This window comes from Archangium sp. Cb G35 (assembly GCF_001896145.1).
In the GTDB taxonomy this organism is placed as follows: domain Bacteria; phylum Myxococcota; class Myxococcia; order Myxococcales; family Myxococcaceae; genus Archangium; species Archangium violaceum.
In genome coordinates, this window is the sequence record NZ_MPOI01000001.1 from 651016 (window position 1) to 671406 (window position 20391).

Sequence of the window (20391 nt, forward strand, 5' to 3'; positions counted from 1 at the left end):
GTTTGGCGTAGAATGCCCCGATTCATTTGAGCTTGGAGAAGGTAAGGGGGGCGCATGCCAGGAGATGCCAACGACCTTGAAGACGTACGCGCGCTGGAAGCTTGCTGGGAGCGGCTATGTTCAACGGCGCATAAAGCGAGCGAGGACGAGTTCCGGCAGCTCGTCAAGAAATGGGGAGAGTGGCGGCAGCTCGATCCCATCTCCCTACCGACGGACCTGCTCTCGCCTTTGGGGCAGGAGTTTCGTGAAATCACCCACACACAATTGCTGGCTCATTTCTTCAATCCCCGGGCCGCTCATCAGCTCGGTGCTGAGCCATTACATGCCTTGCTCGATTGTCTATATAACATCTTGAAAGAGGAACATGCGTCCGAGGCCGCAGTGCTCAAGACGCTGGAGGGGGTTGATAGCGCGCGGGTTGAGGCGGAGCGCACGGTTCGTATTCAAAGTGGTGTCGGAAATGAGAATCCCAGGACGGATCTCTGGATTGAGATTCCGGCCAGCGTGCCCAAGGTCCTCATCGTCATTGAGAACAAAATCGGCGATCAAGCACGGCTCAATCAGCTCAAGCAATACGAGCAGGCCATCGAGAAGCGGCTCGAGCAACTGGGTCGGAAGAGCATCCAGCCACTTGTCTTCCGGGTCTATCTGACACTTGAGGGAGAGCCTCCGCCGCAGAATTCCGGCGAGAAACAGTGGTTCCTCACGAGCTATCTGGTTCTGGGTCATCTCCTCATGCCGGTTCTGTCTGGAGAGCGTTCACCGGGTCGCGAGATGTTGCGCCTCTATTTGGCTACCCTCTTTCAAAAGCTCTACGGGCTGAAGTGGACGGACAATCCCTCGGCTGTACGTCGTGGAGATCTCGTCCATTACCTGCGTACCTCCTTGGAGAACCGGTAATGCCAACGATTGGACACAGCCTTGCCTTCTACCTCTCTCGCTATGAGGACATGGAGTTCTTCTACCGGCTGGGCTCGAAGCCCGACGAAGTGCTCCAGAAGGATTGGGATGCGTTCCAGAAGGTCAAGGAGCATGCTCTGGAACAAGGGCGGCGCGTGGTGAGCGCATCTTTGGATGCTATGGTGCGCACACTGAAGACCCATGCGAGGTTGGAGCCGAGCACGCGAGACACGACGGCTCGCACGCAGTGGTACTCGCAAGGTCATCTATTCGCGAGTGGCAAGCGCAAGCCGTTCGGGTGGGCCGGTACCACGATTGTTTCGACCGAGGGTGGTTCCCTCAAGGTCTGGCTGGGCTATCGCTCGGAGCGCAGGATGCGCGCGCAGGTGTTGTCGGAGCGTTTGCGTGGAGCGGGCGCGACCGATATCACCCTGGGTGAACCTCCCGTTTTTCCCAAGCCAGAGCTCGTGATGTTCGGAACGCTGCCGCTGAGGAGTGAAACCACGCTCGAAGACTGTCAGGAGTTCATCAGGCGTGCGGTTTCCGAGAAGTTGCTGTCGCACTGGCAAGAGGTGCTGGACGTTGCCGCGCTGTGAGGTTTGGTCCTCGGAGTGCGCTACGGGCGCATCAGAACGGGATGCCTCCATCGTATTCGTCGAAGCAATCGCGGCAGAACGGTTTGTTCTTCGTGGCCGGGTATTCGTCACCGCACCCGTGACAAAAACTGTCCCTGTAGTCAGGGTTGGAGTACCGGGCCCAGACAGCGTAGTGCTCAGCGCAATAAGGCTTGGAGGGGTTCAACTCCAGGGTCTCTCCGCAGCGGATGCAGTGACCGGTCTCGCCGAGTTCCTCATCCTCGAAGAAGGGGTTGTCGTCGTCCTCTTCCTCGGGCGCGGGCATCGATAGGGGGCGCCCGTGTGGCGCCACCTCTTTCCGGACGAATTCGAGGATCTTCCCGTACTCTGTCCTTCCCGCTGGCACCCATATGCCAATCTCGATGCTGTTGTTGAAGGACGACTCCAGGAGATTGAGCGAGGTGACCAGCGCATGGCGCTCGGAGACGTACACCTTGGCGTGAAGGTCCGGCACCTCGTACACCTTGAGTCCCTGCTCGACGAGTCGCCTGATCATGTCGAGCCCCTTGGTTGAAGGCCCGCTGTTCTGGTGTGCATCGCGCGCTCGGATGACGAGGGTGACGGTCACCTTCCTGCTCAGCGCGTTCCGGATCTTCCGTTCGACGTCCCGGAGCTTCTCGATAGCGAGGTAGGGACTAACCAAGGTGACCCACTTCTGTGCCTCGTCCAGGAGGTCGTGGAGCCGAAGAATCGTATGCGTTTTTCCCACGACCTCGACTCCCTCTGAGGGCACGGGTTTTTCGGCGACCTTGCTCATCGGTACCTCCTCGCTTTCGCGTGGGGCTGTTTGGCGCGCTTTTATACCCGGCTCGCCCGGGTGGGGTGGCCCTGCTCCGTCGTGGGCAGCCCTTGCCCCCTGGCCCCGCGTGTTCACGCAACGGCGGAGCGAAGAGCTGGTGCGGACGCGAGCGCGCGCGCGCGGTGCCCGGTGAGCCCACGACAAGACCTGCCAGGTGCATCTTGGTTTTCCGCCCGTTTCCGACCTGGTAGGTCCCAGGGTTTCGCGGCCCTCCGCGCTTCCGGCCCAACCTTGGAGGTTGGTGGGGGGTACCCCGTCCCGGTCGCTCAGACGCACATTGACCCCCTGGGGGCCGCCGGGTGAAATTGAGGCCATGAGCGATACCGAGGACACCCAGCAGTACAAGGTCGTGGTCAACCACGAGGAGCAGTACTCCATCTGGCCGGCCGACCGGGAGAACGCCCCCGGCTGGAAGGATGCCGGCAAGTCGGGCACCAAGGCCGAGTGCCTCGAGCACATCAAGCAGGTGTGGACGGACATGCGTCCGCTGAGCCTGCGCAAGAAGATGGACGCGCAGAAGGGCTCCTGACGCGCCCGCCCGGGCTCACTTCGGAGTGGCGGTGCCGGACATCAGGAAGGCGCGCAGCCGCTCCGGAGGGCAGGGCTTGAGCAGCACCGTGACGTGGGGCGGGATGATGTCCCGCGAGGGCAGCTGGGTGGTATGCAGGCCGCAGAGCAGGTGGGGCGTGCGGGCCCTCAAGGCGGCCAGCAAGGACAGCCCGTCAATGCCCGGGAGGATGTACGCGGCGATGACGACCGAGGGCGGTTCTTCTTCCGCCATCCGCAGCGCCTCTTCACCGCTGGTCGCCAGGCGCTTGGTGCCCGGCATGTCCCGCAGGAGCCGTCGCAGCGCGGAGAGCTGCAGGGGATCCTCGTCGACGAAGAGGTAGGAGGGCAGGGTGTCCACGGTCATCCGGGACCTCCAGGACCCGGTATGTAACGTGACGGGTCCTCGGACGTAGATACTACCCCAGTCGTCCTGGGAAACCAACCTCCCGAGTCATATTGCCACCGGTGAACCACTCGGGTCCCGGGACAATGGCAAAAAAGCTCGCAACCAGGTTGGGAGAGAGCGCGCGCGCAGCCCGGCAGCGCCTCAACCTCACACAGGAAGACGTGGCGGAGCGCATAGGTATCGCCACGGAGGTGTACGGGCGGCTGGAGCGAGGCAACATGCTTCCGAGCGTTCCCACTTTTCGCAAGCTGTGCGCCGTGCTCGGCCTGTCCGCGGACGAGGCCCTGGGTCTCACCAACGAGAATCCCCTGCCCTGGACGCCTCCGGCTCCCTCTCCCGAGGCGAGTGAGCCCGCGGAGCTGCGCCGTCTGCTGCGGCGCGCCCGCCAGTTGGATCGCAACTCGCTCCGGGTGCTGAGCCTCGTGGCCGCGCATCTGGGGCAGAAGACCGGGTAGGGAGGGAGCCTGTCTCACGGTGAGAGCCTCGCGCGCAGCCGCTTCGCCGATGGGAATCCATGGAAGAGCACCACTTGTGGATGTGCCTCCAACAGCGCGCGTTCCTGGACATCCTTCGCCAGCGCCCGATCCACCCCCAGCAGCAGTCCCGCATCTGGACGCGAGCGCAGCTCCTCCATTCTCCTCGACAACGGGCCCGCATGCCATGCGTGGAAGAGTTCCAGTGCCACCTCGCGTCCCGTCTGTTTGTGACGGAACGTGAGATCCGGCACGCACAACCCGGCTGCTCCGGTGTGGCGGGGCAGGGGTAGCAGGTCCAGCTCCCAGTCCGCGTCGTCGAAGCCCTCGGCCAGCGTGGCCACCTCGGGTGGGATGTGGCCCAGCGCGGAGCCGTGGGGGGACACCAGCGGATCCTTGTCGTCCAGCACCAGCGTCACCCGCCTCCGGGGGCTCTCCAGGGAGGCGGTGAGCTGCCAGCGCTCCAGCACGGGCACCACGGACAGGAAGTTCGCCAGCTGCAGCCCGTACTTCTTCTGGAGCGCGAGCATGGCCCCGGGGCCCTCCACCTCCAGCACCCAGTCCTCGCCCTCGCGCCGCACCTCGGCCACCAGCCGGCAGAACTTCAGCCAGCGCAGCACCTTGCGCACCCGCAGCAGCTCCGGTGCCTTCGCCCGCAGCGTCAGCCGCCGCGCGTCGAAGAGGGGGCCCTGTGCCAGCGCCAGGTTGTAGCGATCCAGCAGCTCCGCGGACGTCAGTGCCTCCCAGCCCTGCAACCTGCGATGACCTGGAAGGTCGGCGTAGAGGGCTTCGCGCAGCTCGGGCAGCGGGCGCGGGAAGGCCTCCGACAGCCGGGCCTCGTAGGCCTCCACCGTCGCGTCCGAGGGCAGTGAGCGCAGCACCCGGGCCGCTTCGCGGAAGGCCGTGGCGCGCGCCTCGGCGATGCCCTCCGAGGGCTCGTCGAAGAGCATCCGGTCCACCAGCAGCTTCACCAGCCCCCGCGCCACCTTGGGCCGTGTGTGCGCGCCGGCCCGCAGCGCGAGCGTCTCCTCGATGTCGTCGCGCGAGCGTCCGGCTCCCGCCGCCACCTCGGCGATGAGCTCCGTGGCCAGGGTCCGCAGCGCCAGGTCCTCCCGCTTCACGAAGGAGGGGCGCAGCTTCCCGTCGCGCACGCGGAAGAGGTGCAGCTCGCGCGTCAGCACGCCTCGCCCTCCTCTTCCTGGTAGGCCCGGTGCTGGCGCCGCCGCTCGCTGATGGAGGCCTCGGCCGTCTGTGCCGAGCACACCTCGTACAGCAGTGCGCGCTTGCCCGGGCGCTGGCGCAGGATTCTTCCCAGCCGCTGCACGTGCTCGCGCACGCTGCCACTGCCGCTGAGGACCACGCCCACCCGCGCCTCCGGTACGTCCACGCCCTCGTTGAGGACCCTCGAGGTCAGCAGCACCGGCAGCTCTCCACTGGCGAAGGCGGCCAGCAGCGCCTTGCGTTCGGGCACCGGCGTGTGGTGCGTCAGCGCGGGCAGGAGCAGCCGCCGCGCCAGCGTGTACACCGTCTCGTTGTCGTCGGTGAAGACGATGACGCGGTCCTCGCGGTGCTCCAGGAGGATGTGCCACAGCACGTCCTGCTTGGCGCTCGAGGTGAGGGCGATGCGGCGCTGCTCGCGGTAGCCCCGGTAGGCCGCGCGCCCTTCCTCCGTGCGCTGGCTCTCCGCGAGGAAGCGCGCCCAGCCCTCCGGCACGTCGAAGCGGATGCCCCGCTGGCGGATGAAGCCGAGGTAGCGCGCACGTGCCTCGTCATGCCGCGCCTGCTCCTCGGGCGTGAGGGGCACCTCCACCCGGCGCACCTCGTAGGGGGCCAGGTAGCGCCCCTGCAGCTCGCGGATGTCCGTGCGGTGCACCAGCGGCCCCAGCAGCTCCGCGCACACGCGCTCGCCGCCGTCGGTGCGCTCCAGCGTGGCGGTGAGGCCCAGCCGGTACGGCGCCAGCGAGCCCTCGGCGATGAAGCGGTAGCTGGGCGCCGGCAGGTGGTGGCACTCGTCGCAGATGAGGAAGCCGAAGCGGTTGCCGTGGAACTCCGTCTGCATCGCCGCCGAGTCGTACGTCGTCACCGTCAGCGGCTGCCGGTCACTCACCCCGCCCCCCAGCATCCCCACCGGCATGCCCAGGTGCTTGGACAGCACGCCCTGCCACTGCGTCATCAAGTCCAACGTGGGGACGACCACCAGGGTCGGACGCTTCACCCGGGCGATGGCCAGCACCGCCAGCAACGTCTTGCCCGCGCCCGTGGGCAGCTCCACCAGCCCTCGCCCGCCCGCACCGCTCCAGGCCTCCAGCGCCGCCTTCTGGTGGGGGAAGGGCTCGATGGGCGTGGCCAGCCCCACCTCCAGGGGCTCGAAACGCTTCGCCCGGTCCTCGTAGGGCAGGCCCAGCTCTCGCAGCCTCAGCACCACGTCCCGGTAGTGCCGCGCCGCCGCCCGGTACACCCCGGTGCGCGTGTCCCGCTGGAAGACGGCACGCAGGGTGTCGTCTTCCGGCAGCGCGGGCGCGACCAGGGTGCCGCAGTCGAAGTGGAGCTCGGTGGCCATCAGGTCGGGAACGGGGAGTGAGCCGGGAGTAACCCGATCTCCGAGCCAACGCCAGAGCATGACTTTCGAGGTTGGCTCACTCATGGTCCGCAGGATGCTCGGAGAGGAATCTTACAGGGGCTTCACAGGCTGACGGTCGACAACAATGCCAGAAATCTTACATTCCCGGTATTGCTGGATATGTCTCGGAGCGCTCGTGGGTTCCCACCGTCCGAGGTGGGGTGCTGGCGAGGGAACGAGGGCTCGAATCTCCTCCCACCTGCGTCGGGCCTTCCAGGGCGCTACCCTTCATCCATCTCCATGCGCCGCATCGTCATCCTCAGCCCGCACCGTCCCTCCCGAGAGCTGCTCTCGCGTCTCCTGTCGGAGCCGGGCCTGTCCGTCGCCGCCATGTCGGATGCGGACGAGGCGCTGGACTCCATCGCCGACGAGGAGCCGGCTCTGGTGGTGGTGGACGCGCGGCGGCCGGACGAGGACCACCCCCTGATGCTGGGGCTGCTCAAGCGGCGCTACCCGCGTCAGCCGCTCATCACCCTGGTGCCCGGACGCCTGCGCGTCTTCGACGGCAGCGAGGAGCGGGTGCGCGACGTGCGGGACGGCTCGGCCGAGGGCCTCCACCTGCTGCTCAGTGAGTTGCAGCGGGCCACGCAAGATCTGCTCGCCCAGCACCTGTTGCGGATGCTGCGGCCGCCTACCGGCGAGGCCTGAGCCGCGCGCCGCCGGGCGCCGGTGTCAGTGCAGCAGACCGTCTCCCGCGGGCGGAGCGGACTCACCGTGGGCGACCTTCAGTGGGGCGAGCCGCTCCAGGTACTCGCGCTCCACGCGGGTGCCGGAGGTGGGGAGGCCGAGGCCCTGCTCGGACCACTCGGGGAGGAAGAGCAGGGGCTGTGCCTCGCCGTTGTAGCCGAGCTGGACGAGCTGCTCCGGCTCGAAGGTGCGGCAGCGCTGGGCGCAGCAGGGGAAGGTCACGAGGACGCGATAGAGGCCCTCGGGAGGCAGGGGCTCGAGGTGCTCGGCCCAGGAGGCATCCGGCAGCGTCGTGCCGCGCGAGTGCCAGCGAGCCCGGTTGGCTGCCCAGCCGCTGGGCAGGTAGAGGCCGGGGCCCGGGTCGCCATGGTTGTGGAAGTAGACGAGCCGGCCGGCGGGGATGTGCGTGCCGAGCGCTTGGCGGGTGCGGTACAGGCCGCAGGGGGGAAGGCTCATGGCGGGGTTGTAGTGCGGTTGGGAAAGGATTTTCCCTCTCCACGGAGTTTTTTCCGGCCCCCGAGTCCCCCTTCGTCGTCCCATGCGCGGGACGGTTTCCCAACCCCCTGGAATCACGAGGAGCGAGTCCGTGCGGAGGCGTCGGCACGGCGTGTGCTCATGCCTCCATGCGCAGGACGGGGCGGTGCTGCAGGACGGGGTTGGACGGGGTGGGGTGGGCGGTACCGTGGGGGGCCTCGCGACGGGGCGGTGGTGCTGGGGTTGGGGGCGGATGGACCGCCCGTCGCGGGGTAGGTGGGGTGGGGAGGGCGAGGGGTCGCCCTGTGTGGAAGCCCGGCCGGGTCACACCGGCCGGGTGTTCGCATTGCGGGAGGAGAAGAAGGCCAGCACCTGGGCCTCGCCCCAGTAGGACGGGGAGAAGGGGCTGCCGGCGACGAAGCCCACGTGGCCGCCGCGCTCGGTGACGACGGCGTGCAGCGCGGGGTTGCTCTCCACGTCCCGGGGGTGGGTGGAGGGGGGAATCATCGGGTCATCCTTGGCGCTCAGCAGCAGGGTGGGGCGGCGGATGGCGTGGAGGCGCGGACCCGAGGAGGCCTCGGCGTAGTAGTGGACGGCGTCGCGGAAGCCGTGGAGCGGGGCGGTGACGGCGTCGTCGAAGCCGCGGATGGTGCGGGCGCGCTCCATGGCGGCGCCGTCGAAGACACCGGGGAAGCGGCGGAGCTTCTCGCGCGCCTTGCTCTTGAGGGTGCGGAGGAAGCGCTCGCGGTAGAGGAGCTGGAAGGGGCCGGGCCCGTCGAGCGTGTCGGCGCAGACGCCCAGGTCGAAGGGAGCGCTCACCGCGGCGGCGGCGTCCACGAGCGAGTTGTCTCCCGTCTCCTCCATGAGCCGCAGCAGCACGTTGGCGCCCAGGGAGAAGCCCGCGGCGAAGAGCGGGCCGGTGACGCGCGCGCGCAGGTGTTTGATGACGGAGAGCGCGTCGCCGATGTCGCCCGAGTGGTAGGAGCGGGCGAGGCGGTTGGGCTCGCCGCTGCAGGAGCGGAAGTTGATGGCGGTGGCGCCCCAGCCACGCTCGGCGGCGCCGCGGAGGATGGCGGTGATGTAGCCGGAGCGCGAGGAGCCCTCCAGGCCGTGAAGCGTCACCACATGGGGGGCGCCCTGGGGGCCGTCGAAGGAGTCGAGATCGACGAAGTCTCCGTCGGGCAGCTCCCAGCGCTCGCGCTTCAGGGGCGGGGTGTGCGTGGGACGCACGAGCGAGGCGAAGATGGTCTGCGCGTGGGGCGAGGCGAGGCCGCGCGCGGGGGCGAAGGGCTCGGTGGGCAGGAAGGACACGGGCGGGGGGATATCACCCGTGGCGGGCCTTGCGCATGGAGGAACAGCCGTGTTCGCGGATGACCCGGGCCTCGTCCGTCAGCTGGAAGAGGGCGAGGTACTTGCCCACGCGCTCCTCGAGGGTGGGGGCGTCGATGAGGCGGCAGACGTCGTCGGCCTGGTAGGAGCGGCAGACGTCGGGGCGCCGGTCATACACGGAGCAGAGGTTGCCGGCGGTGAGGTGGGGGCAGCGCACGCCCAGGGGCTTGTCGAGGGCGGCGATGTCCGGCGCCACGCAGCAGGCGCCACAACGGGTGCATTCCATGGACATGGGAGGTGCTCAGTGCACGGCATCGCCGGCCAGGATGTTGGCCGAGCCGAAGTTGTTCACCTCGAGGGGGACGGACTGGCCCTTCTTCCAGGTGAGGAACTCGGCCTCGCTCTTGGGCTCGTGCACGTGCTCCTTGGAGTCGCCGTCCTCGTAGCCGATGCGCACGGCGTACTTCTCCTCGCGGCGCAGCCGGTCCAGGGCGCCCTGCGCGAGCGTGGGCCAGCGGGGGACGCAGTCGCGGTCGGACTCCACCTTCTTGTCCATCGGCTGCCAGACGTAGGTGTCGTAGGTGCAGCTCACGTCGAAGACGGGCTCGGAGCGGTAGCGCGTGCGCATGTCGCAGTCCTGGTAGGACTTGCTGCAGTACTTGGGCTCGTCCTTGCAGGTCTCCTTCATGTAGCCGTTGCCCATCTTCTTGCGGGTGCACTTCTCCGTGGTGCCGCACTGCTCCCGGCGCGTCTTGGTGGTGCACACGCGCTCGGTGCCATCGGCCACCTGGCGGGTGCCGCGCTGGCGGGGGAAGCAACTGCGGATGTTCTCCACGCCGGCCACCTCGCCCGAGCCATTCACCGGCATGCGGGAGGCGCGGGTGCTCAGGTCGCTGCGCCAGCCCTCGCGGGACACGCGCTGGAAGGTTTCGCGGTGCACGGTGCGCGTCCACTCGGTGGTGGTGACCTGGCCGGTGACGCCGTGGGTGCGCGAGCCCCAGAACATGCAGGAGCCGATGACGGTGAGGAGGCCGACCCCCACGTAGAGCCACTTGCGTCCGGAGCCCGGGGCCGCCGCCGGAGGGGGAGGCACGGAGGGCGGGCGGCGGGAGCGGGGTGCCTCGATGGGCTCCTCGTCTCCCTCGGAGAGGGCGCGCGAGGTGGAGGAGCGCTCGGCGCGGCAGTTGCGGCAGATGGGGGAGTCGCCGCGGTTGGAGGCGGAGCAGTAGTCGCAGAACCAGTCGGCCCCGGCGTGGGCGGCGGAGAGGGCCTTCTCGTCGGTGACGTCCTCGCGCAGAGACTTGCCGGTGGCGTCATCCACCTCACCGAAGTCGAACTCGGACTCCTGGCCCGTCTCCTCGCGCGGGTTGTTGCAGTTGGGGCAACTGCGGTGCCGCGCGAGGATGTTCCGGGTATCGCAGGAGGTGCAGTTCCAATTGCCCTCGATGATGCGGGTGCGCTCGGCCATGGGCGCATCCTAGCGGTTCCTCACACCCAGAGCCCACGGGGGGCCGGGAGGAGGGGGGTGACGGGCACCCCGGGGCGGAGGGGCCGCACCATGGGCAGCGAGCCGTCACGGGCCAAGCGGGTGGTGCCCCCGCCCTTGAGGAGGGGAAGGAGGGGGGCATGGGAGGGCTCCTCCCAGAGGACCACGCGGGAGAGGCCGGAGCGGGAGGCCTCGCGCCGGGCGGCCTGCAGGAGGGCCCAGGCCTCGGAAGTGGAGCGCGCATCGAGCATCAGCACCGTCAGCTCGGCGCTCCGGCCCACGAGTCCCCAGAGGATGGTGGAAGCGCCCGCGGTGGCGCCGGCGGAGGCGGGGAGGGAGCAGCCGAGGTGCCTGGCGTAGATGCGGCCGCGCTCCAGGTGCCAGTCGAGCTGGGCGGGCGTGGGCCAGAAGAAGAAGGGCACGTCGGGGTGGCGCAGGCGGCCGAGGGCCGTGGCGAGCTTGTCCTCGCGCAGGAGCGAGTCCACGGGCCCGGCGGGGTCTCCGGGAGTGGGGGACAGGTGCCAGTCCCAGGCGGGCAGTGCCTGGTAGCCCGAGCGCGCGTAGATGCGGGGGCCCACGTCGGAGAAGAGGAGGGCGGCGTGGGCGCGAGGCTGGCGCTCCAGCTCGGCGGCGAGCAGGTCCATCAGGCGGGTGGCGTACCCGTGGCCGCGCAGCCGCTCCTCGGTGAAGACGCTGGCGATGGCGAAGCTGTCGCCCGGGGCGAGTGAGCCCCCATCGGTGCGCAGGAAGCTGCCGGTGCGGAACGTCTCGCAGGAGGCGAGCACGCCGCCGTCCTCGGCGCACAACAACCAGGTGCGCATGCCCGAGCGGGACCAGGGGTGGGCGCGCAGCCGGTTCTCCCGGGTGGCGTACTCCTCGGGGGAAAGGAGCTTGCCCCACTCGGAGTAGGTGAGGGCGTCGCGTTGGACCATCTGTTCTTCGGTGGCGGCAACCAGGTGCATGCGTCAACTCCCCCTCTCCCTCTGGGAGAGGGTCGGGGTGAGGGTGTCGCACACGGCGCCCGCAAATGGAACGCGGCGCCGGGCGATGAGCCGCGGCGCCGCGTGGGGTACATCCCGGAGACGAACCTACTTCGGGTTGGTGCCCGGGGCCTTCAGCCCCCCACCGTAGCGGCCGGACTGGCCGGGCGTGGACACGGGCCACTCCTCCGGCGTGGATGCGGACGGCAGGGTGGGGCGGAAGCGGGTGCCGATGTCGAAGAGGGTGAAGAGCAGCAGCAGCACCACGAACAGCATGGAGGTGACGAACACCACCCGGCTGGCGCCCTGGTGCTCGGCCAGGTGCATGAAGTACAGCGCCACGAGGGCGCCCTTCACCGAGGCGATCACCAGCGCGAGCGCCAGTGCACCCGTCTCGATGTGCATCTTGCCCGTGTACACCGTGAGGCCGGTGAGCGCCAGCAGGGCGAGCCAGATCACGACGTACTTGCCGGGTCCGGAGTGGTGCTCCTGGCGCATCTCCCGGTCTTCCTTGAACGACTCATTGGCCATGGCGGACATGAGAGGAGCGCTCCCTTAGATGAGGTACAGCATGGGGAAGAGGAAGATCCACACCAGGTCCACCAGGTGCCAGTACATGCTGCCCAGCTCGACCGCCGTGTAGTTGTGGTGGCTGAACTCGTTCCTCATCGCCTTGAGGGTCACCCACCCCAGCACGATCATGCCGATGATGACGTGGAAGGCATGCAGGCCCGTGGAGAGGAAGTAGATGGTGAAGTAGGCGGAGGCGCCCGGCAGGGTGAGGCCCGGGAAGGCGTAGTAGGGGCCGGGGAGCTGGTGCTCGTGGAACTTGTGCTCGTACTCGAAGTACTTCACCACGAGGAAGCCGATGGCCATGAGGATGGTGAGCACGAACATCCACACCACCTTCTTGTTCTCCCCCTCCTTGGCGTAGTGCACCGCCATGGCGGCGGTGAACGACGAGGTGATGAGCAGCAGGGTGTTGAAGGTGCCCATCGGCAGGTTCAGCTCACGGCTGGCCAGCGCGAACGCCTCCGGGAAGAGGAAGCGGTAGTTCGCGTAGATGACGAACAGGCCGGCGAACAGCAGGATTTCCGTGGCCAGGAACAGCCACATGCCGAGCCGGGCCGCGTGGTTCTGCACCTCGAGCGAGGCGAAGTGCGCGGCCACCTGGGGCCGGTAGGTCACGCCGGCCGCGCCGGCAGTGGCGGAACTAGACTGCATCGGGCACCTCGGCCTTCTTGGGCTCCACGTAGAAGTGGGGCTCCTCGGAGTACGTGGGCTGCGGACCCACGAAGTTGTGCGTCGGAGGCGGAGACTCGGTCATCCACTCGTAGCCGCGGCTGCGCCACGGGTTGGAGGCGGCGCGGCGGCCGTACACCAGCGCGTACGTCAGGTAGATGGCGCTGATGAGGAAGCCGAACGCCAGCAGCGAGGCGCCGGCCGTGGAGGCCACGTTCAGCGTCTGGAAGCGCTCCGGGTACTCGTAGTAGCGCCGCGGCATGCCCGCGTTGCCCAGGAGGAACTGCGGGATGAACGTGGCGTTGAAGCCCAGGATGATGAGCGCCGCGGACACCAGGCCCCACCCCTCGTGGTACATCTTCCCGAACATCTTCGGGAACCAGTAGTGGATGGCCGCCATGAAGGCCATGATGGTCGCGCCCACCATGATGAAGTGGAAGTGCGCCACCACGAAGTAGGTGTCGTGCCAGGGCACGTCCAGCGACGCCGTGGCGAACGCCACGCCCGTCATGCCGCCGAACACGGTGAAGTACAGGAAGCCGCAGAAGTAGGCGAAGGGCGTCTTGAAGTCGACCGCGCCCTTGTAGACGGTGCCCACCCAGTTGAAGACCTTGATGGCGGTGAACACGCCCACCAGCATGGTCAGCACCGCGAACACGCCCGCGTTGAACGTGGACTGGCCGGACACGAACATGTGGTGGCCCCACGCGAAGAATCCCACGAAGGCGATGCCCAGCGACGAGAACGCCACCGCGCGGTAGCCGAAGATGTTCTTGCGGCTGAAGGCGGCCACCACCTCGGACATCACGCCGAAGGCCGGCAGCACCATGATGTACACGGCGGGGTGCGAGTAGAACCAGAACAGGTGCTGGAAGAGCACCGGGTCTCCGCCCTGCGCCGGGTCGAAGATGCCGAAGTGGAAGATGTGCTCACCCACCACCAGCAGGAGCACCAGGCCGAGCACCGGCGTGGCCAGCACCTGGATGCACGCCGTGGCGTACATGGCCCACACGAACAGGGGCATCTTCCACCAGGTGATGCCCGGCGCCCGCATGGTGTGCGTGGTGACGATGAAGTTGAGGCCCGTGGCGATGGAGCTGAAGCCGATGATGAACGCGCCGAACAGGATGGGCGCCACCGTCGTCGTCGTGTGCGTGCTGTACGGGGTGTAGAACGTCCAGCCCGTGTCCATGCCGCCGTTGATCATTCCCCAGATGGCGATGACCGCGCCCGTCAGCAGCAGGTAGAGCGACAGCAGGTTCAGCTTCGGGAAGGCCACGTCCTTGGCGCCCAGCATCAGCGGCAGCATGAAGTTGCCGAAGGCGCCCGGGATGGCCGGAATCATGAACAGGAAGATCATCACCACGCCGTGCATGGTGAAGGCGCGGTTGTACGTCATCGCGTCGATAAGGGTCGGGCCCGGAGTCAGCAGCTCCAGACGGACCACCAGCGCGTAGATGCCGCCGATGAGGAAGAAGAGCAGGACCCAGATGAGGTACATGACCCCGATGCGCTTGTGGTCGAGGGTCAGCAGCCACGACTTCACCGTGGTGCCGTCGACCAGGTAGCTCGGGTGATGCTCGTGATGCTCATCCGGCGCGGGCACGGCGCCCGGCTCGGCTGCGATGCTACTGGATGGGCTCATAGGTCGGTCCTTGAGAAGCGCCGGTGCGGATGTCCGGGGTGCGCAGGGTCTTGATGTACTCGACGATGGCCGCCGTCTGGGGCCCCGTCAGCTTGCCCTGGAAGGTGGGCATGACGTTGGGGTAGCCGGCCACGAGGTGGGCACCCGGGTCCATCATCGACTGGGTGATCCACGCCTCGTCCACGCGGATGTCGCGGCCGTTGTCCAGCGTCTCGGCGCGGCCGTACATGCCCAGGAAGGTGGGCCCGATGTGCGGCTCGCCGTTGACGGTGTGGCACTTGAAGCAGCCCACCTCGGCGGCCACCTTCTGGCCCTGCTCCGCCATGCGGGCCGGGTGCGGCTCGAGGCTCAGGTCCGCCAGCGCGTCCTGGCGGTTCTGCAGCGCGCCCTTGCGCTGCTCCTTCACCCACGCGTCCCACTCCTCGGCCGAGAGGACAACCACCTCTCCCAGCATCTTGGAGTGAGACAGGCCGCAGTACTCGGTGCACAGAATCTGGTACGTGCCGGGCTTGGTGGCCTCGAACCAGGTCTGCGTGTAGCGGCCCGGAACCGCATCCATCTTGATGCGGAAGGCCGGCACGAAGAAGGAGTGGAGCACGTCACGCGAGGTGATGAGCAGACGCACCGGGCGGTTGGCCGGCACGTGCAGCACGTTCACGCCGTTGGGGCCCTCCGGGTAGGAGAACTTCCACATCCACTGCTTGCCCATGACGTAGACGTCCATGGCGTCCTTGGGCGGAGTGGAGACGAAGACGAAGTCCCGGAAGCCGATGACGAACCAGGTGAGGAAGAAGAACAGCGGCAGCGAGACGAAGAGGAACTCCGTCTTCACCGACGGGACGACGTACTCCGTCGTCTGGTTCGGCTTGCGCTTGCGGTAGCGGAAGAAGAAGAAGATCGCCGCCGTGCCCACCACGAGTGAGCTCAGCATCGTCACGGAGACGACGAAGTAGTGCAGGTTGTCTACCCGCTCCGCGAAGGTCGACGCCTGCTCCGGGAGGAACAGGATGTTGTTCAGCAACTCGTTCATGCTGCTGCGCCTTTCTTCAGCTCACGCCTCCAGTAGTAGGCGAGCATGGTAGCGAGCGCGCCAAAGACCATGAGCGCGCCTATCCGGAGGAATCCAAAGATGTAGAAGCCGTACCGCCGGGTGGCGGTGTCATACTTGAAGCAGGTGAGGACGATGCGGTCGAAGCTGGTGCCCACGCGGCCACCGGCCGCCTCCAGCAGGGCCAGCTTCATGTCCTTCGCGGGGAAGGACGTGCCGTACAGGTAGCGCGAGATGGACCCCTCGGGGGTAAGTACCATCAACACAGCCGGGTGTACGTACTGCTGGGTGCTCGTGTCGTAGGTGTATTTGAAGCCCACCGTGTTCGCGAGCTGGTGGATGTTCTCCTCGGTGCCGGTGAGGAAGTGCCAGGGCGCCGTCTCCGGCAGGCCCATGGACTGAAGGTGCTTCCGGCGCCGCTCGTGGCTCTGCGCCGGGGTGTCCTTCGGGTCGATGCTGACCGTGACCGCTTCGTAGTCCTTGCCCAGCTCGAGCCCCAGCTCCCGCATGGTGCGGATCTGCTCGTTGATGACGAGGTTACAGAGCAGGGGGCAGTTGTAATACACGAGCGTGAGCAGCACCGGCCGCGTCCGCGGCAGCACGTCCCGCAGGCGCACCGCCTTGCCGGTGGCGTCGGTGAACTGGGCCTCCAGCGGAGCCAGGTCCCCGAGGTGCTCCTCGACGTCCACCCCGCGCACCTGCGGCGGGGCATCCGACTGGGCGTCGACGATGCTCTTGGGGACCTTGCCACCGCCCGGGAGGGCGTACGCCGGCTGCCCGGCGCAGAGCGCCAGGAGCAGGGCCGCCATCGTGGCGCGGACAGAGAGGGGAGAAGTGGGGGTGTACATCGCGCTTCTTCTTCTACCGCGAAACTACGGCTGCTGGGGCGCCGGCTGCGGCGTGGGGGTGGGGGCCTGCTGTTGCTGCCGGGTGGCGGCCTGCTCGGAGATGACCTGGTCCATCGCCGCGGAGATGGTGGGACGGGCCACCACGCCGGGCTCGTCCGCCCAGCCGCTCTCCAGCGCCTTCTGCTGGGAGGCGATCTTCTCCTCGGCGTGCGTGTCCTGCTGGAACAGGCGCTGGTTCACGATGCCAACCTCGTACGCCGTCCTGCCGTCCTTGTCCGGCGTGATGAGGGCGGGGATGGGCGCCGGGCCCTCGGGGACGAACTCCTGCGTCGTCGCCACCTGGAGGCGCCAGGCCCAGATCCCACCGACGATGAAGATGACGAGGGACACCACGCCCACCTGGATGACCTTCGCGGTGCCGATGTGGTCTTCCTCGGCGGCCACGCCATGCGCGCCACGGATGACGCGCGACTCGAGCTCCGACTCGGTCTTCTTCATGGCTGCACGTACCTCAGGGACTCCGAGATGTAGGGATCCTTCACGGGCAGCGTGTACCGGCCCCGGGCCTGCCACATGGCCGCGGCCACCGCCAGTCCACCCACACCGATGAAGGAGGTGATGAGCGTCCAGTGGAACGACGGGCCCTGCGGCGAGTACGCCGGCCAGATGAGCCAGTACAGGTCCACCGCGTGCATGATGAGCAGGTAGACGGCCACCACGGCGAGCAGCCGCGGCTTGAGCTTCAGGTTGCGCGACAGCAGGGTGAAGAAGGGCACCGCGAAGCCCATCACGAAGAGCGAGATGGACAGCGGCTTCCACGCACCCTCGATGCGCAGCTTGAACCAGCCGGCCTCCTCCGGGATGTTGGCGACCCAGATGAGGAGGAACTGGGAGAAGGCGATGTAGGCCCAGAAGGCCGTGAAGGCCAGCAGGAGCTTACCCAGGTTGTGGTAGTGCGCCGTCGTCACCAAGGTCCCGTACTCGTCCTTGCCCTGGGCGTTCACCGTGGCGATCGTCAGCACGCAGAAGGCGGCCAGGAAGCTTCCGGCGAAGTAATAGACGCCGAAGATGGTGGACTGCCAGAGCGGCGTGAGCGTCATCAGCCAGTCGAAACCAGCAAAAGTAATGGTCAGCGCAAGGAACGGGAGCGAGCCGGGGGAGAAGCGGCGCTGCTTGACGGTGAGCTCCAGGGCGCCCGTGGTGTCCTGCTCCATGCTCCAGCTGCGCAGCCGCCAGGACACGAAGATCCACACCGCGAAGTAGATGGCCTGCCGCACGTACAGGAAGGGCAGGTTGAGGTAGGGCGCCTTGTGGTGCAGGTGGTGCAACTCCACCGGGGTGAACGTCACGCCGTCGGTGCCGGGGAACACCCAGCCCTCGCCGTGGTTCACCCAGGGGAAGATGTACTTCGCTCCGAGCAACAGGGGGATGACCAGCAGCGCGAACACGAACACGCTGGAGCCCATGGTCTCCATCGTGCGGCGCAGGATGGTGATCCACTTGGCCTTGGCGGTGTGGAAGATGGCCACCATGATGATGGCGGCCACGGAGATGCCCAGCCAGTAGGTGAAGCCGAACAGGTAGCTGAACATCGTCGGTTGGGGGGCGGTGAAGAACCCCACGGCGGTCAGCACCAGGCCGACGACACCCACGGCACCCGCCAGGGTCATCGTCTTGGAGCCGCCGTTGAAACGATCCACGGCAATCATCACCGGTTCTCCTGCGGAAGGGGCTGGCCGCCCACCTGGCTGTTGCGGGCGCGCTGGAGCGCACGGACATAGGCCACGACGGCCCAGCGCTCCTTGGTGTCGAGCTCGCCCGAGAAGGACGGCATCACGCCGTAGCCCTCGTTGATGGCGACATAGAAGTGACCGTCCGGCTTGTTGGCGAGCTCGAGCAGGGACGGAGGCAGGCGCAGGGCCATGTTCTCGGCCACCACGCTGTTGCCGTCACCGAGCCGGCCGTGGCACTGCGAGCAGACGATGTTGTACTTCTTCTGGCCCAGCTCGAGCACCTCGCGGTTGAGCTCGAGCGGGATGCCGGAGACGAGCGCGCCGTTGACACGGCCGGTGCTCATGCCGGGGTTACCCACCGGGCGCTCGCGCGGGATGGTGCCCTCGGGCGGGACGCGCATGGCCCTGCCATCCGCCCAGAACTCACTCGTCTCGTAGTACTCGTACTTGGCCTGAGCCTCCATGCGCTGGAGGAACTCGGACGGGACGTTGCAGCCGGCCAGGGCGAGCCCGGCCGCGGGGATGAGCCACTTCATTCCTTCTCTCCCGTGACCACGGTCACATGGGTGGCACCCAGGGACGTGAGCTGGTTCTTGATGTCGTCGGGCTTCACGGTGGTTTCCGCGGTGGGCACGCTCAGCCAGTAGCCGTGCGTGGACGCGCTGCGGAACTCCTCGCTCTCGAAGACCGGGTGGTACGGCTGGGGCAGGCGGCTGAGCCCCAGCAGACCGAAGAAGATACCGAACGCGGTCAGCAGCACCGACAGCTCGAAGGTGATGGGCACCCAGGCCGGGAGGCTGAACGTCGGACGACCACCGATGTTGAGCGGGTAGTCGATGGTGTTCATGTACGTCTGGAAGGCGAGCGCGGTGACGATGCCCGTCAGTGCGCCACCCAGGGCGATGAAGGGGACGCGCGAGGGCGGCAGGCCCAGCGCCTCTGACCCACCGTGCAGCGGGTAGGGCGAGTAGGTGTCCATGCCTTGGTAGCCCTTCTCCCGCATCTGCCGGGTGGCATCCACCAGGGCGTCGGGAGTGGCGAACTCGGCCAGCACCCAGCTATCCAGAACCTTGGTTTCGGCGGACATGGTTCAGTGCGCTCCGTGGGTGAGGGTCCCGGCGGCGCCAGTCTCCGCGCCATGAGCGGCGTGGTGGGCGGCGTGCTTGAGCTCCAGCTGGAGCTCCTTCACCTCGCTCACCGCGACCGCGGGGACGAACTTGAGGAACAGGAGGAACAGCGTGCTGAAGAGGCCCAGGGTGCCCACGTAGATGGACCAGTCCACCCAGGTCGGGCTGTACAGGTCCCACGAGGACGGCAGGAAGTCCTGCGTCAGCGACGTCACGATGATGATGAAGCGCTCGCACCACATGCCGATGTTCACCAGGATGGACGCCACCCACATGATGGGGATGCTGGTCCGGCACTTCTTGAACCAGAAGATGTTCGGGGTGATGACGTTGCAGGCGATCATCAGCCAGTACACCCCGGCGTACGGACCGCGGGCGCGGTTCACGTAGAAGGTCCAGATCTCGAACTCGCTGCCGGAGTACCAGGCGATGAAGTGCTCCATCAGGTAGCCGTAGGAGACGATGAGGCCCGTCGCCAGAATCACCTTGTTCATGTTCTCAAGGTGGCGGTCGGTGATGACGTCCCGGAGCTTGAGGTACTTGCGGGCGGGCACCATGAGGGTGATCACCATCGCGAAGCCGCTGAACACGGCGCCGGCCACGAAGTAGGGCGGGAAAATGGTGGCGTGCCAGCCGGGGATGAGCGAGGTGGCGAAGTCGAAGGACACGATCGTGTGCACGCTGACCACGAGCGGGGTGGAGATACCGGCCAGCAGCAGGTAGCCGATCTTGTAGTTGTGCCAGTGACGGCCGGAGCCGCGCCAGCCGAGGGCGAACAGGCCGTAGATGGTGCGCTGCAGCTTGCCCTTGGACGAGTCACGCAGGGCCGCCAGGTCGGGGATGAGACCCACGTACCAGAAGAGGGCGGACACGGTGAGGTACGTGGAGATGGCGAACACGTCCCACACCAGCGGCGAGCGGAACTGCGGCCAGGCGCCGAGGGTGGAGGGGTAGGGGAAGAGCCAGAAGGCGAACCAGGGACGGCCCGTGTGCAGCAGCGGGAAGAGACCCGCGCAGCACACGGCGAAGAGCGTCATGGCCTCGGCGAAGCGGTTGATGCTCGTGCGCCACTTCTGCTGGAAGAGCAGGAGGATGGCGGAGATGAGCGTACCGGCGTGGCCGATACCGACCCACCAGACGAAGTTGACGATGTCGAAGGCCCAGCCGTTGGGCTGGTTGTTGCCCCACATGCCGATGCCGCGGGCCAGGGTGACGGTCACACCCAGGACGAGCAGACCGAGCGCGGCGAGCGCCAGGCCGAACAGCATGAACCAGCCCTTACCGGGCTTGGCCCACACGTGATCGAGCAACGTGTCGTTGAGGGATTTGTCGTCGTGGTGCGGCGCGACGAGGGGCCGCGGCTCGAGCGGATCGAGCGAAGCGGCGGTATGAGCAGCGGTCTCGGCCATG

General features: G+C 67.4%; 23 protein-coding genes and 1 pseudogene. 5 read left to right on the forward strand and 19 right to left on the reverse strand.

What is annotated here, in order from left to right; translation table 11 throughout:
• Positions 1 to 54: 54 nt before the first annotated feature.
• Positions 55 to 741 (forward strand): annotated as a pseudogene (locus BO221_RS02635) (PD-(D/E)XK nuclease family protein); the annotation flags it as partial.
• Between the two features lie 158 nt (positions 742 to 899).
• Positions 900 to 1496 (forward strand): hypothetical protein, encoded by a 597-nt coding sequence (locus tag BO221_RS02640; RefSeq protein WP_073558726.1) that lies wholly within the window; start codon positions 900 to 902, stop codon positions 1494 to 1496.
• Positions 1497 to 1527: 31 nt separating this feature from the next.
• On the opposite strand, the gene BO221_RS02645 is transcribed toward BO221_RS02640, so the two are convergent.
• Entirely contained in the window at positions 1528 to 2292 is a 765-nt protein-coding gene (locus BO221_RS02645) for a phospholipase D-like domain-containing protein (protein WP_073558727.1), read from the reverse strand.
• A gap of 355 nt (positions 2293 to 2647) precedes the next feature.
• Between BO221_RS02645 and BO221_RS02650 the strand changes: the two genes are divergently transcribed.
• A complete protein-coding gene (locus BO221_RS02650; RefSeq protein WP_043407274.1) occupies positions 2648 to 2863 on the forward strand; it encodes an MbtH family protein in 216 nt (71 codons plus the stop codon).
• 15 nt (positions 2864 to 2878) lie between these two features.
• Here the strand turns inward: BO221_RS02650 and BO221_RS02655 are convergent, their stop codons facing one another.
• Positions 2879 to 3247 (reverse strand): two-component system response regulator, encoded by a 369-nt coding sequence (locus tag BO221_RS02655; RefSeq protein WP_083680678.1) that lies wholly within the window; start codon positions 3245 to 3247, stop codon positions 2879 to 2881.
• A 125-nt stretch (positions 3248 to 3372) separates the two neighbouring features.
• Here BO221_RS02655 and BO221_RS02660 point away from each other — a divergent pair, with 125 nt between their 5' ends.
• Positions 3373 to 3744, forward strand: a complete 372-nt coding sequence (locus BO221_RS02660) for a helix-turn-helix transcriptional regulator (protein WP_073558728.1) — start codon at positions 3373 to 3375, stop codon at positions 3742 to 3744.
• Positions 3745 to 3758: 14 nt separating this feature from the next.
• Here BO221_RS02660 and BO221_RS02665 read toward each other — a convergent pair whose 3' ends face one another.
• Both BO221_RS02665 and BO221_RS02670 read right to left on the reverse strand, forming a co-directional pair.
• The gene (locus BO221_RS02665) at positions 3759 to 4943 is read right to left on the reverse strand and encodes a DUF790 family protein (protein WP_073558729.1); all 1185 of its coding nucleotides are present in this window, start codon (positions 4941 to 4943) and stop codon (positions 3759 to 3761) included.
• The gene (locus BO221_RS02670) at positions 4937 to 6322 is read right to left on the reverse strand and encodes a DEAD/DEAH box helicase (RefSeq protein WP_073559430.1); all 1386 of its coding nucleotides are present in this window, start codon (positions 6320 to 6322) and stop codon (positions 4937 to 4939) included. Before BO221_RS02670 ends, BO221_RS02665 begins: the two co-directional genes overlap by 7 nt.
• A 300-nt stretch (positions 6323 to 6622) precedes the next feature.
• Between BO221_RS02670 and BO221_RS02675 the strand changes: the two genes are divergently transcribed.
• Complete coding sequence (locus tag BO221_RS02675) at positions 6623 to 7030, forward strand: response regulator (RefSeq protein WP_073558730.1); 408 nt, start codon at positions 6623 to 6625, stop codon at positions 7028 to 7030.
• 24 nt (positions 7031 to 7054) lie between these two features.
• On the opposite strand, the gene BO221_RS02680 is transcribed toward BO221_RS02675, so the two are convergent.
• From BO221_RS02680 to nrfD, 15 genes are all read right to left on the reverse strand, one after another.
• Entirely contained in the window at positions 7055 to 7525 is a 471-nt protein-coding gene (locus BO221_RS02680) for a hypothetical protein (protein ID WP_073558731.1), read from the reverse strand.
• A gap of 342 nt (positions 7526 to 7867) precedes the next feature.
• Positions 7868 to 8854, reverse strand: coding sequence for a YheT family hydrolase (locus tag BO221_RS02685; protein WP_073558732.1), 987 nt, complete (start codon positions 8852 to 8854; stop codon positions 7868 to 7870).
• Positions 8855 to 8867: 13 nt separating this feature from the next.
• Positions 8868 to 9158, reverse strand: a complete 291-nt coding sequence (locus tag BO221_RS02690; protein WP_073559431.1) for a YkgJ family cysteine cluster protein — start codon at positions 9156 to 9158, stop codon at positions 8868 to 8870.
• A 15-nt stretch (positions 9159 to 9173) separates the two neighbouring features.
• On the reverse strand, positions 9174 to 10340 hold the full coding sequence (locus tag BO221_RS02695) for a hypothetical protein (protein WP_073558733.1): 1167 nt from the start codon (positions 10338 to 10340) through the stop codon (positions 9174 to 9176).
• Positions 10341 to 10360: 20 nt separating this feature from the next.
• Positions 10361 to 11320 carry a GNAT family N-acetyltransferase gene (locus BO221_RS02700; RefSeq protein WP_073558734.1) on the reverse strand — a complete coding sequence of 320 codons (960 nt, stop codon included), beginning with the start codon at positions 11318 to 11320 and terminating at the stop codon, positions 10361 to 10363.
• Positions 11321 to 11446: 126 nt separating this feature from the next.
• Entirely contained in the window at positions 11447 to 11878 is a 432-nt protein-coding gene (locus tag BO221_RS02705; RefSeq protein ID WP_083680679.1) for a cytochrome C oxidase subunit IV family protein, read from the reverse strand.
• A 15-nt stretch (positions 11879 to 11893) separates the two neighbouring features.
• On the reverse strand, positions 11894 to 12562 hold the full coding sequence (locus BO221_RS02710) for a cytochrome c oxidase subunit 3 family protein (RefSeq protein WP_073558735.1): 669 nt from the start codon (positions 12560 to 12562) through the stop codon (positions 11894 to 11896).
• Positions 12552 to 14225, reverse strand: a complete 1674-nt coding sequence (locus BO221_RS02715; protein WP_073558736.1) for a cbb3-type cytochrome c oxidase subunit I — start codon at positions 14223 to 14225, stop codon at positions 12552 to 12554. Before BO221_RS02715 ends, BO221_RS02710 begins: the two co-directional genes overlap by 11 nt.
• On the reverse strand, positions 14209 to 15255 hold the full coding sequence (coxB, locus tag BO221_RS02720; RefSeq protein WP_073558737.1) for a cytochrome c oxidase subunit II: 1047 nt from the start codon (positions 15253 to 15255) through the stop codon (positions 14209 to 14211). The genes BO221_RS02715 and coxB overlap by 17 nt, the downstream gene beginning before the upstream one ends.
• Positions 15252 to 16121, reverse strand: a complete 870-nt coding sequence (locus tag BO221_RS02725; RefSeq protein WP_073558738.1) for an SCO family protein — start codon at positions 16119 to 16121, stop codon at positions 15252 to 15254. Before BO221_RS02725 ends, coxB begins: the two co-directional genes overlap by 4 nt.
• A 24-nt stretch (positions 16122 to 16145) precedes the next feature.
• On the reverse strand, positions 16146 to 16619 hold the full coding sequence (locus BO221_RS02730; protein WP_073558739.1) for a hypothetical protein: 474 nt from the start codon (positions 16617 to 16619) through the stop codon (positions 16146 to 16148).
• The gene (locus BO221_RS02735; RefSeq protein WP_083680681.1) at positions 16616 to 17830 is read right to left on the reverse strand and encodes a hypothetical protein; all 1215 of its coding nucleotides are present in this window, start codon (positions 17828 to 17830) and stop codon (positions 16616 to 16618) included. The genes BO221_RS02730 and BO221_RS02735 overlap by 4 nt, the downstream gene beginning before the upstream one ends.
• The gene (locus BO221_RS02740; RefSeq protein ID WP_073558740.1) at positions 17830 to 18390 is read right to left on the reverse strand and encodes a cytochrome c; all 561 of its coding nucleotides are present in this window, start codon (positions 18388 to 18390) and stop codon (positions 17830 to 17832) included. Before BO221_RS02740 ends, BO221_RS02735 begins: the two co-directional genes overlap by 1 nt.
• Positions 18387 to 18941, reverse strand: a complete 555-nt coding sequence (locus BO221_RS02745; RefSeq protein ID WP_073558741.1) for a DUF3341 domain-containing protein — start codon at positions 18939 to 18941, stop codon at positions 18387 to 18389. The genes BO221_RS02740 and BO221_RS02745 overlap by 4 nt, the downstream gene beginning before the upstream one ends.
• A 3-nt stretch (positions 18942 to 18944) precedes the next feature.
• Complete coding sequence (gene nrfD / locus BO221_RS02750; RefSeq protein WP_043407322.1) at positions 18945 to 20390, reverse strand: NrfD/PsrC family molybdoenzyme membrane anchor subunit; 1446 nt, start codon at positions 20388 to 20390, stop codon at positions 18945 to 18947.
• Between the last annotated feature and the right edge of the window lies 1 nt (position 20391).